Raw genomic sequence first — 10,449 nt, forward strand, 5'->3', positions numbered from 1 at the left:
CATCTATTAAGCAACTTGAATCCGTTAGTGATGAGCAATTTTTTGATGACTATCTAACCAGTGATTATCGTAAAAAATCTTACTATTACGATATCTTCAAAGAAATCATTAATGAACTTCCTGATCAAATTGAAAGTGATCAAGATGGACAATGTAAGGTTAATGTTGATATTACTCAAACATTTGAAGAGCAGATACAAAGCTTTGAAGTTTCAATAAATCCCGAGAGTGGAAAAGTTAATGGGAATAACATATTTTCTGCATTATTTGATTACAAAGGAGCTGTATATCTAGAAACACCATTACCTGATGATAAAGATGGTGTTGATTTTAGTTTAATAGATGGTTCTGAATTTATAAATTTGTAATTAAAATTAAAATTAAAAATATCATTATTGCCTTTATATAACTTCCCATAAATATAAATAATTTTAGTTTATTTTTATCTTTTAAAATTTAAGGATTAATATGAAAAAAAATTTTCGTCTTGCTGTATCAGCACTATTATTGCCACTCTCTTTTCATTCTTTTTCTGACGTTGAAATTACTCACAATCAATATCTTGAAGGTATGGTATTAAGTCAGGGTTTTAACACAGTACCGTACGCTCAATATAATTATAATCTTATTGAAAATAGCGGGCTACAAAGAAATACCCCTCCTTTGTTATCGAAGTGGTCATCCATGGAGTCTGCCCAAAGTATTACTGAGGTTGGGCTTGGTGAAGGACAGTCTGCGGCATTTGCCTTTTCCTACGGTCAAGCCAGCGCTTATCAGTTTTTTCACCTGGGCGACAGAACATCGGTAGAAATTGCGCCTTATCAATACTTTGAGCTGAGTTATGCATACCAGAGTTCAGGATCGTGCGCTAATGGACAAATAGTAGCAAAAGTTTTTCTTTACGATGAGTCACAATCTCTTATTTATAGTTCACCCGAACTAAAACGAAATATTCAGGCGACGTGTGATACTCAAGAGTCAACTTGGCAGCTCGCCACACTACCGATTCAACTTCCGGCTAGTGAGGCCGCGATCCCTAAGTATGTCAATGTCGTAATTGCGGCGGACAACCAAAGCGAAGCTAGTAACGTTTTACTTACTGATGTTGGCTTTCGTGTGGTCAAGAATAGTGGCTCATTGAGTTTAAATACTAAAGGTATATTTTACAGTGGAGAGCAAATGCCGAGCTACGTATCTCAACAAGCTTATGCTAATGCGGAAATGACCCAGCATGTTTCAACTACCGTAACTTTGGAACATAAAAATCATCGATATGAGTTCGTTCTTCCTTCGTTAAAGTCTGGTTTACAAATCCCCGATCTTGCTGGCTTAAATACGGTTGCTCATCAACAGCAATCAATTAATGCTCCTTACATGTCCGTTTCTGAGTCCGCGATACTCTTTGCGATCAGTAATATGAGCATGATGGATGAGCAGGAGCTCGCCATAGAAGTGTGCCCAGCAGAAGTCGTACAAGTCGATAGTTACTCAGTTCTCGAGTCATCCTGTTTTAATATCAACCAGCTTGAGTCTGTAGAAAAGAACCATATTAACGGACAAGACTTAACGATTTACAAAGTTCCGACAACAGCGTTGTCATGGAGCAAATTGATCAGAGGTGATAAACAGGGCTTAGTACTACGTATTGAACGAAGCCAAAATTCACAAAACGATACGAGCGTTTTCCACTTTCTAGATAGTTCACAGCTATATTTTAACGCTCATCGAGCGAGCACATTTTATCGATAGGCAACTTGCTTATCGTCAGTGACTGTGGGGGGCAAAATTGCCCCCCATCTTTATTGTTGGTAAACGCTTTTGCCCCGGCTAATGGTTTCAAAAATAACGAGATCCTTGAGGTTTGTTGGGTCTATTTTTAATGGGTTTTTATCAAGAATGATCAAGTCAGCCTGCTTATCGACAATCAGACTGCCTTTATTGTGCTCTTCAAAATGCTGATATGCAGGCCATAATGTCATAGCTTTTAGGCCTGTGTAGACGTCAACCCTCTGTTCTGGGCCAAGAGTGCGACGGCTTCGAGTTGTTCTATTTACTGTCGCATCTAATACCCTGAGCGCATTAGGAAGCGCCACTGGGGCATCATGATGAGTGCTAAACATGAGCTGTGCATCACGAACAGATTTAGTTGGTGAGATAAAGTTGGCTCTGGGAAATCCTAGCACGGAGTCTGCGTGCCAGTCTCCCCAATAAAAAGTATGCATAGGAAAGAGAGAAGGGAAGATGCCTTGTTCTGAGAGCTTCTCTATTTGGTCTTGCCGAATTGTTTGTCCATGTATGAGAACCGGGCGGCGATCTTTGGTTCCCAGTTTCTGATTTGCTGCGGTGACAGCATCAATAAACTGCCCGATAGCGGCATCACCATTGGCATGAGTTAATAGCTGCCAATTTTTTGATAAGGCGAGCTCTACGAACTGGAAGGCTTGTTCATCAGAGAAAGTGGGATAGCCGAGATAATTCGGTGTTTGTCCATGGGGGGGATGAAAATAGGGCTGTGTAAGCCAAGCTGTTTTTCCTTGCGGTGAGCCATCGAAACTAAGCTTTACACCACCAATTCGAAAGCGGTTGAGGTAGTCCGAAGAATGGTATTTTGAACTCATCCATTCGCTGTTGCTGAGCATATCTAGGTAAGCGACAACATCTATTAATAAGGTGTCTTTCTTTGATGCTCGTGACAAAGCCTCAATGGCTTCTGCAGAAGCACGGCCCTCTTGTGCCGTTGTGTAGCCATACTTTGCGTATTGCTTTTGCGCTGCTTTTAACATCATATCTTGCAGCTCAATATCGATAAGTTTACCGAGCTTAAGTAAGATAGCAAAGTGGGCATTTTCTTCCATGACACCGTTTGGTTCTAGACTGTCCTCGAATCGCCGAATAATCCCACCTGGAGGGTTGGGGGTCTCAGCGTTAATTCCCAATAGTTCTAGTGCTTTACTATTGGCGACACTTAAGTGTCCCGAAGTATGGATCATTAATATGGGTTTATCTTGACTGGCTCTATCTAAATCTTGTTTGTTGGGATATCGCTCAAGTAATGAGTCATCATAACCAAAACCAAAGATCCAACCTGTTTTTTGTGTAAATAAGCGCTGTTCAGGGTTTTGATTTGATTCTCTAAGAAGTTCGACAAGTTGGTCTATGCTGTCCGCCTGTCCATCGGGTGATGGAAGTAAGTTTGCAACAACGGCTTGTAAACCAACTCCGTAAAGGTGGCTGTGAGGATCAACGAAACCAGGTAACATGGTTTTTCCTTCAAGGTTCACCATAGTCGTTGTCTGATTTTGGAAGCTTTTTGAACCTTCTAGTGTACCCGTATAGATGATTTTCCCCCCAGCCGTGGCAAGGGCTTCAATATAATTGGGTTCATCACCGTGCATGGTTAAAATATCGCCTCCAAAATAAATGTTATCCGCTGTTACCTCATGACTTTGGGGCTTTGGCTCTAATTTTGTAGCGTTGGAGGGTAGGGGGAATAAATTGATGACCAAGCAAATGAGAAGAAAAAAAAGTGACTTCATGTCCATATATCCTTTCAGAGGGTGTTAGTGGAGTGGATGATTAAGCAAGTAAAGGTGTTGTGAAAAATATAACCTTGAAAATAAATTTATTATTTAAATCAGAAGCTTGTGTCAATTATGGTATGTGTGTTTTGGTTTGAGTTCAAACCCGAAAAGCGTAGATATAAGGGGAAATAAGACTAAGGTCTACTTTAAAGAGGGAAATGAACCTAATTTGTTATGCCTCTCTATTAATTCTCTCGTTTACTTAAATTGAGACACTATTAAGGTCGGTTTTTTGTTGGACTTATGTAACATTTTGTGTGCTATTGATTTGACTATCACTTTTAGTGATATTTAATGAATGGCTAATCTAAATCATTCCGATTCTACTATTGGGATTGATAATAAAACCGGTCTAAAACCCACGAGAACATAACATGAAAACTTTTGCTCTTAAGTGCCTACTCACCACTGCCGTTTGTGGTCTTATTGGTTCTTCCATCACCGTTGCTGATGAAAAAAATCCTGTTAACAATCCTTTATTGTATTCTGTGGCTTGGAAGCAGACGGCTGCTGAATATCAAGCGCTGTATTACCAAGGATTCAATATTGCACAAATGCACCTTCAGCGAGCATTGGCGATGCGTAAACCAGGTGATAAACCCCTTGCTATAATCTCTGATTTAGATGACACACTCGTATTGCCTCTGGACTATTGGGGAAACCTTGTGAATCGTGGCTTGGATTTTTTCGATGACACTATATGGGACAAGTGGATTCCTGCCAACAGAATGGAACCCTCACCCGGTGCCAAAGCTTTTTTGAAGTATTGCCAGGACAACAATGTGGAAATTTTCTATATCACCAGTCGTGACCAAGGGAAGAAGACATTTGATTATGCACTAGGTAATATCAAACACTTAGGTTTTCCTTTGAAAGACAAATCTCACCTTACTGTTCTTAGAGACACATCCAACAAACAAACTCGCCAAGATGAAATCATGAATGACTACGATGTCGTGGTTATGTTAGGTGATAACCTCAATGATTTTCGTCGTAAATACTATATAAAGGGAAATGTTGAGGGACGTTTGACCAAAATGAGAGAAGATAGAGATGAGTATGGTATGAAGTACATCTTGTTCCCTAATCCAACTGATGGTCATTGGTTGGCTGCCATTTATGGGCAGTCTGAGCCTGAAGCGAGCAATGAAAATAGAAAAATTCTAAAAAAATCGGCAGCACACCGAGCTTGGAACGTCGAAGATTAGTTTGTTCGACTGAAGTATAACTTTTGAAATAACCCAAAAAAAGCCTCGTGAGATTTCCTTACGAGGCGGATTAAATAACTAAAAGGTTACTTTCAATATGATGATACTAATCATAAACTGGCTTAAATACTCACATTGAGAGCCTATATAAATCATGGGCTTATAATAAATATTTAGATTGTTCTGTGCATATTTTGAGTAGCAGTCAAAGATGGTACCGACAGAAAAAAATTATCCAATACGAAAGTTGACCATTGTCATGGATGAAAAATTATGATTCGATTTTTTTGAGGTGAATTGGGAATATTGTTTAGAAAGCACGGATAAGCTCTTGAAGGCTTTCTAACGTGCTTTTAGAGAGAAGCAAACAGTCACTGCTTAGAGGTGGATATTTTATAGCAGTACACAGTGAGCTTAGTTGATGATTTTATGTCTTATGATGTACTTCGATGGTATGTAGGAATCCCAGCCTTTCGATTTGAAGAAATCAATTGTTTGTGATTGGGAATACAACCCGAGTTTGGATCTAATATTATCTAAATATTTTCTTACTGTGTTGACCTGTAAACTCAATCTTGTAGAAATAACTTTGATGCTCTCACCCTTTAGAATAAAGTACATGATATCCCATTCTCTCTCTGTGAGAGTTGAAGTCGGTGGGTTTAATGTAATGGAAACTGGTTTTGCTCCAAAAAGGGTATAGATGTCGGTATCAAATTTTTTCGCTGGCTCCGCCCAAAAAAAGACGCCCGTGAGTTTGTCACCAGAATAAAAAGGTTTTTTGTGGAAAACCCACCCCTCTAGAATTTTATTTTTTCCAAATGGATGAATTTCAATAGAACTTTTTGTCTCATTCGTATCAAGTACGAGTTTATCATGCTGTTGAAACTCATTTTGATACTCATGAGTTTCTGTTGGAAGCTCACCATCATACCGCCCTTCAATGTCATATGTGACATGTAAATTTTGCATGCGTCGGTAAGCAGGGTTAATGTAGATAAAACGAGAAAAAGTATCTTTGAGCCCACATGGCCAATCGAAGCTTTCCCAAAAATTAATCAGATCTGAAGATAATTTCATCTTTACCTCTTTTTGGTTTTGCATACTAACAATGTGTGCATGGTTGCACAATTATTCGATCAGGATCTCAAAGAAATCAATCCCTATTTATAAAAGTTTTGTGATGTTTTACAGATACATTTATCGTCTCGATAATGATGATAAATAATTTATATTCTGCTAATCTTCCCGACGAACTATTATCATAAGAAGACGAATATATAATGAAAATCAGTCAGTTGGATACTCCAGCGTTGCTAGTTGACTTAGATAAAATGAATCAAAACATCGAAACGATGCAGCAGCGTATTAATGATTTAGGCTTAATGCTTCGCCCACATACCAAGGCACATAAAAGCCCCATTATTGCTCAACGACAAATCGATGCGGGAGCGAAAGGAATTTGTGTTGCCAAGCTTGGGGAGGCAGAAGTGATGGCTGAGGGAGGTATCTCAGATATCTTGATTACAACTCCAATTGCAGGAGAAAAGAAAATTCAGCGACTGATCAATCTGTATCTGAAATATCCTGACTTCCGCTTTATTCAAGTTATCGACCATCATGATCACGTGGCTAAGATTGGTCAATTTGCTCTGAAAGCTGGAGTATGTGTTGAGCTTATGATTGAGGTTGAGAGTGGTCAGCAGCGCTGTGGAGTTGATGTCGGTGAGCCATTGTTAGAGTTAATCCGAGCGATAAAAAATACACAAGGGGTGAGCTATGCAGGTATTCAGGCATACAGTGGTCATCTTCAACATGTGAAGGGGTACGCTGAGCGTAATCATCAAGCAAGAAATGCAGTGACCTCTTTATTTAACTTTATTTCAGAGGTTTTGGAACCAAAAGAGCTTGCTCCTGAGATGATTAGCGGTGGAGGCACTGGTACTTATGCGGCTTATCAAGACTTATCATTTAGCGAGATACAGGCAGGCTCCTACTTATTTATGGATGCGGCTTATCAAGCAATCGGTGACGAACATAGTCATCTAGAAAACAACCAGTTTTCTCCGGCGCTAAAAGTCATCAGCACAGTAATCAGCGCACCCACGGAAAAGCGCCGAGTTATCGATGCGGGGATGAAATGCCTTTCTATCGATTTGGGTATGCCTAAACTTGAGCATACAGAAGGCGTTCGTTATCAAACGGGTGGTGATGAGCATGGTATTTTGCATTTAGAAGATGGTGAAGGGTTGCCGAAATTGGGGCAAAAAGTCATTCTACTTCCCAGCCATTGTGATACAACCTTGAACAATTTTGACACGATTTATGTGGTCCAGGGCGAAAATGTCGTCGATGAATGGCCGATATTAGGTCGTGGCCGTTCAGATTAGGAGGTGCCGAATCCTCTCAAAGATATCAAACTTTGTCTTGCCTCTTGATGAGTAAGTCCGTTAACCGATGAAAAATTAAAAAGTTGCAAGGTTAACGAAAAGAAATAACTCACTCGGTTGGACGCTTAGGGCTAGGTACTAAAAATTATATGAAATATTCAACCAAAACATCGGGATAGTGATACGACTGTCTGACTGGGGGTCACCACCTATGTGGCGCCAAGCTAAAACTGAATCTGCATTTAATTGACCGTAGTTAGCCCTGATTCCTACACCTGCTCCACCGATACTTCTATCATTGTCTGTATCTGACCAGGTCGTCTTATTGGTTTTTGTATGACCATAATCATAGAAGAAGTAATAGTTGAGGTTGCTATTGTAAGCGTAGCGAAATTCAATTTGACCAAGAATCCCCTCATCACCGTACGATTCGCCAGTTGGGTATGAACGAACGCCATTGGGTCCTCCGAGCCCAAAATCTTCCGAAGAATCAAGGTTCTCATAAGATTTTTGCGCTGTAATATGAAGGTATAAGCTCCAGTCTTTGATGGGTAATGCTTGTATTCGCGCGATATCTAAATTGATCTTATCAAAGACGCCTGCTGTGTTTGCTGTGGCTCTATCAAGTACCATAAGATTGTCGTCTAGTTTCACTTTGCCATGAGTCCAAGATATTGCCCCGTATGTTATACCTCCCCCAAAATACGGATCACGGTTATCATAACTCAACGAGTTAACCATAGTTTGGCTTGATTTTTTAGAAGTTGAAGAGGCTATTCCTTGTACGTCCTCTAACCACTTTTTCTGAAATGTTGTCGAGATCGATAGGTTATTTTTTTGGGATCGAATAAGAGGATAACTCATACCGAAGCTTATGATCTCTGCTGTTCCATAGGCTTCTAGGCTATCAAATTCTTTACCCAACTCATAAGCGGTGCGCTGACCAGAAATATTACCACGTAATCCTGATGGGTTGAGCGGCAAACTATAAGTGATAGAGCCAAACCACATATGCTCTTCTGTATAGACTAAGACAGAATCAATTTTGTCTCCGAAAGTTAATGAGCCATTCACGTGTGAGCTGAGCTCAATACGGCCTCTCCCCGTGTAGCGATTTCCATTGTTGTCTATGCGAATTTTCCCTCCATATTTTTTTTGAGGTATTGCTTTGACAATAAGATCGCCCTCGCCAATGTTTTTTCCTGGTCTAATGACAGGTACATAGTAATAGCCGGGCTGATCGCTTAGAATGAGGGTAGTTCGTTCTAACTCATCACCTTTAATTATCTTGCCTGCCTCTAAATCAGCCAAATACATCTCTGCGCTTTGTGTGTATGTTTTATCTTCATCATCTATAAAAACAGAGCTTTCACCGTAGTATCCTTCAATAACTTCAATATGAAGCTGGCCCTTTTCTATCTGCTGGGCTGGTATGAACGCTCTTGAAAACGGATAGCCTTTAGCTTGGTAAAAATCCATAATTTGGTTTGCCAAAGAACGTATACCAGAAAAATCGTATTCTTTACCTGTCGCGTTTAAGTGTGACAAAAGTTCTTGATCAGAAAATGCGGTATTTCCGTTAATAGTAATTTCATTAATTTTGACGGTTATTCCTCCATGCTTTAATTCCTGGTGTACCTTGGGTTTGACAAGAGGGGCAATAAAGCCCTCTTTGGGGGTCACGGTTGACTCATTCAACTGGTCGATTATCTGCCCTGCATCAGGTATTTGCTGTGAAGCGATAACATGGTTGGAAGAGCCAACTAGAGGGCTAACCACTAAAAAGTAAAATACTTTGCTTTGGTTCAAAGGCTTTGCTCCCTTTTCAAACTCGTGTTGTGGACGTAATTTTACTAATTTGAATCTTGATTTTTTTCTGATGCCCAAGTTGGGACTCTAATTCCACCATCAATAACAAACACCTTGAGCGGTCCAGTTATGTCAACTTTGCCATATAACTCAGCGACTGATTCACTCTGTTGTTTATCTTGCTCTTGGCTTTGTTCGCCATCTATCGCCAAGTTTTGCTCGTTACCTATTGCTTGGCCTTGTTCGTTACCAGTTGCCAAGTTCTGCTCGTTACCTATCGCCTGGCCTTGTTCGCCATCTATCGCCAAGTTTTGCTCGTTACCTATTACGAGGCCTTGTTCGCTGCCAGTTGCCAAGTTTTGCTCGTTACCTATTACCAGGCTTTGTTCGCTGCCAGTTGCCAAGTTTTGCTCGTTACCTATTACCAGGCTTTGTTCGCTGCCAGTTGCCAAGTTTTGCTCGTTACCTATTACCAGACTTTGTTCGCTGCCAGTTGCCAAGTTTTGCTCGTTACCTATCACTAGGTTTTGTTCGCTACCAGTTACCAAGTTTTGTTGGTTATTTTTTACTTGAGGGGACTCTCTGGTAATGATATTTGGAGCACCTACTTCGAAAATGCTTGAAGAGCCAAAACTTTTCGAAAAATCATATGTTAATGGAGGAGAAAAAGTATTATTTACGGTGGTTATAATAGATTGAGCGTCAGATATTGCCGTTGTTTCCGGGATATCAGTTATTATCCGAGCAGGAGCAGGAGCAGGAACAGGTGTGGGAACAGGAGCTGGAGTGGGAACAGGAGCTGGAGTGTAGCCACCACTTTCTTGCTCAACGTCGATGACGATTTGATCGATGACTTGATCGATTGTAATGGCGGCATCGGCTGCATAATACCATGTGAGAGTTTCACTGGTTGTTGCTGGTAAATCGTCCATGCGCAGGTATAATCCGTATGCTCCATCTTCTGGCGGTGTATTTATTAGTGAAGCTCGAGGGTCTCTGTCAGTGATTGCATCAAATTTACCGTCGCTTGAGTACTGCGTTGTAATACTATCAGCCTTAGTTGATGTCGAAAAAAATAGAACGGCTGAACCTGATGTTACGGGAGCACTCGGATCTTTCTGAAGGATTTTTACAGCGTTTGATGATGAATTTTGGTTAACTAACTGCTCAAAACTGACAACGATATTACCCTTCACTTTGAAAGGATTATCGCCGCCACCCGCTTCTGAGATATAATCATCTGAAGTGCCAACCCAGAGGCGCACATTTGTTAAAGGAGCGGATGTACTCTCATTTTCTACTGTGGTTTTAACTCGGGCGAATTTCTTATCCTGCTCAAGGTGGTAGTTATTAGTCAATTCGATGGTACTACCGCTTTCCGAAGAAGGAAATTGGGTCTTGACAGTAATATCTCCAATGCCTTCCCGGTATTTTGCAATATTTATTGATATATCACTCTTA

General features: G+C 40.4%; 8 protein-coding genes. 4 read left to right on the plus strand and 4 right to left on the minus strand.

Going from position 1 to position 10,449, the window contains the following annotated elements; all coding sequences use genetic code 11:
* Positions 1-368: hypothetical protein (locus RH40_RS20830; RefSeq protein ID WP_009601840.1), on the plus strand; the 368-nt coding region annotated here is incomplete at its 5' end.
* Between the two features lie 100 nt (positions 369-468).
* Positions 469-1,749 carry a hypothetical protein gene (locus RH40_RS12265; RefSeq protein WP_009601841.1) on the plus strand — a complete coding sequence of 427 codons (1,281 nt, stop codon included), beginning with the start codon at positions 469-471 and terminating at the stop codon, positions 1,747-1,749.
* Between the two features lie 50 nt (positions 1,750-1,799).
* Here RH40_RS12265 and RH40_RS12270 read toward each other — a convergent pair whose 3' ends face one another.
* On the minus strand, positions 1,800-3,536 hold the full coding sequence (locus RH40_RS12270) for an amidohydrolase (protein WP_009601842.1): 1,737 nt from the start codon (positions 3,534-3,536) through the stop codon (positions 1,800-1,802).
* Positions 3,537-3,955: 419 nt separating this feature from the next.
* On the opposite strand from RH40_RS12270, the gene RH40_RS12275 reads away from it, so the two are divergent.
* A complete protein-coding gene (locus RH40_RS12275; protein ID WP_009601843.1) occupies positions 3,956-4,789 on the plus strand; it encodes an HAD family acid phosphatase in 834 nt (277 codons plus the stop codon).
* 414 nt (positions 4,790-5,203) lie between these two features.
* Here RH40_RS12275 and RH40_RS12280 read toward each other — a convergent pair whose 3' ends face one another.
* The gene (locus RH40_RS12280; protein WP_009601844.1) at positions 5,204-5,869 is read right to left on the minus strand and encodes a helix-turn-helix transcriptional regulator; all 666 of its coding nucleotides are present in this window, start codon (positions 5,867-5,869) and stop codon (positions 5,204-5,206) included.
* Positions 5,870-6,072: 203 nt separating this feature from the next.
* On the opposite strand from RH40_RS12280, the gene RH40_RS12285 reads away from it, so the two are divergent.
* The gene (locus RH40_RS12285) at positions 6,073-7,179 is read left to right on the plus strand and encodes a DSD1 family PLP-dependent enzyme (protein WP_009601845.1); all 1,107 of its coding nucleotides are present in this window, start codon (positions 6,073-6,075) and stop codon (positions 7,177-7,179) included.
* Positions 7,180-7,317: 138 nt separating this feature from the next.
* On the opposite strand, the gene RH40_RS12290 is transcribed toward RH40_RS12285, so the two are convergent.
* A complete protein-coding gene (locus RH40_RS12290; protein WP_039954689.1) occupies positions 7,318-8,988 on the minus strand; it encodes a ShlB/FhaC/HecB family hemolysin secretion/activation protein in 1,671 nt (556 codons plus the stop codon).
* Positions 8,989-9,032: 44 nt separating this feature from the next.
* Positions 9,033-10,449 (minus strand): hypothetical protein (locus RH40_RS20835; RefSeq protein WP_009601847.1); only part of this gene is annotated, 1,417 nt, incomplete at its 5' end.

The sequence above is a fragment of the Vibrio caribbeanicus ATCC BAA-2122 genome (assembly GCF_000165125.1).
Lineage (GTDB): Bacteria > Pseudomonadota > Gammaproteobacteria > Enterobacterales > Vibrionaceae > Vibrio > Vibrio caribbeanicus.